Here is a 1167-nt window from a genome sequence, read left to right on the forward strand (position 1 = left end):
AAACCGCACCTGAACGTGGGCACCATCGGTCACGTTGACCATGGCAAGACCACTCTGACCGCTGCGCTGACCAAGGTCTGTGCTGAAACTTACGGCGGTTCCGCTCGCGCTTTCGATCAGATCGACAACGCGCCGGAAGAAAAGGCTCGCGGTATCACCATCAACACTTCGCACGTAGAGTACGATTCTCCGACTCGTCACTACGCGCACGTTGACTGCCCTGGCCACGCCGACTACGTCAAGAACATGATCACTGGTGCTGCCCAGATGGACGGCGCGATCCTGGTTTGCTCGGCTGCTGACGGCCCGATGCCGCAGACTCGTGAGCACATCCTGCTGTCTCGTCAGGTTGGCGTACCTTACATCGTCGTGTTCCTGAACAAGGCTGACATGGTTGATGACGAGGAGCTGCTGGAGCTGGTCGAGATGGAAGTTCGCGATCTGCTGAGCACCTACGACTTCCCAGGCGACGACACTCCGATCGTTGTTGGTTCGGCGCTGATGGCGCTGGAAGGCAAAGACGACAATGGTATCGGTGTATCGGCCGTACAGAAGCTGGTTGAGACTCTGGACAGCTACATTCCTGAGCCTGAGCGTGCTATCGACAAGCCGTTCCTGATGCCGATCGAAGACGTATTCTCGATCTCTGGTCGCGGTACCGTTGTGACTGGTCGTGTTGAGCGCGGTATCGTTCGCGTTCAGGAAGAAGTCGAAATCGTTGGTATCAAAGCTACCACCAAGACCACCTGTACTGGTGTTGAAATGTTCCGCAAGCTGCTCGACGAAGGTCGTGCTGGTGAGAACGTTGGTGTTCTGCTGCGTGGTACCAAGCGTGAAGACGTTGAGCGTGGTCAGGTTCTGGCCAAGCCGGGCACCATCACCCCGCACACCAAGTTCGAAGCCGAAGTCTACGTACTGGGCAAAGACGAAGGTGGTCGCCACACTCCGTTCTTCAAGGGCTATCGTCCGCAGTTCTACTTCCGTACTACTGACGTGACTGGTTCTTGCGAGCTGCCGGAAGGCGTAGAGATGGTGATGCCGGGCGACAACGTCAAGCTGGTTGTTACCCTGATCGCTCCGATCGCCATGGAAGACGGCCTGCGCTTCGCGATTCGCGAAGGTGGTCGTACCGTTGGCGCCGGCGTGGTTGCCAAGATCATCGAGTAA

At 57.3% G+C, this 1167-nt stretch carries 1 protein-coding gene; it reads left to right on the forward strand.

Translation table 11 applies throughout. From position 1 onward, the window contains the following. Positions 1-1167 (forward strand): elongation factor Tu (gene tuf, locus C2846_RS18455; RefSeq protein WP_119702189.1); only part of this gene is annotated, 1167 nt, incomplete at its 5' end.

The organism is Pseudomonas jilinensis, assembly GCF_003586265.1.
GTDB classification, from domain to species: Bacteria; Pseudomonadota; Gammaproteobacteria; order Pseudomonadales; family Pseudomonadaceae; genus Halopseudomonas; species Halopseudomonas phragmitis.